The sequence below is a fragment of the Corynebacterium sp. UMB6689 genome, from assembly GCF_030215295.1.
GTDB classification, from domain to species: domain Bacteria; phylum Actinomycetota; class Actinomycetes; order Mycobacteriales; family Mycobacteriaceae; genus Corynebacterium; species Corynebacterium aurimucosum.
In genome coordinates this window covers 1-337 of the sequence record NZ_JASOLS010000089.1, presented here as the reverse complement: position 1 = coordinate 337, position 337 = coordinate 1, and the positions used below count along the sequence as shown (strand labels likewise).

At 55.5% G+C, this 337-nt stretch carries 1 pseudogene; it reads left to right on the top strand.

What is annotated here, in order from left to right:
• Positions 1–319 (top strand): annotated as a pseudogene (locus tag QP363_RS12785) (transposase); the annotation flags it as partial.
• Positions 320–337: the final 18 nt, after the last annotated feature.

Genomic DNA, 337 nt, shown 5'->3' with positions numbered 1-337 from the left:
GATCGGGCATTACCGCAGGCTATTCAACATCGAGAAATCATTCCGGATGTCGAAATCAGACTTAAAGGCCCGCCCGATCTACGCGAGGAAACAAGACTCGATCACAGCACATCTCAATATCGTGATGGCAGCATTAGCCGTGGCGCACCTGATGGAAACCCGCAGTGGTCAATCCATCAAACGCCTCGTGCGCACCCTAAAGAACTACCGAAGCTTCGAGCTCGTCGTTGGCGGCGAAACCATCCACGCCGCCGTACCCCTGCCACCCGATATCACCGCCACCATCCAAGCAATCACCGGCCGCGAACTTCCGCACTAAATTGGCCTAAGTCAGGAG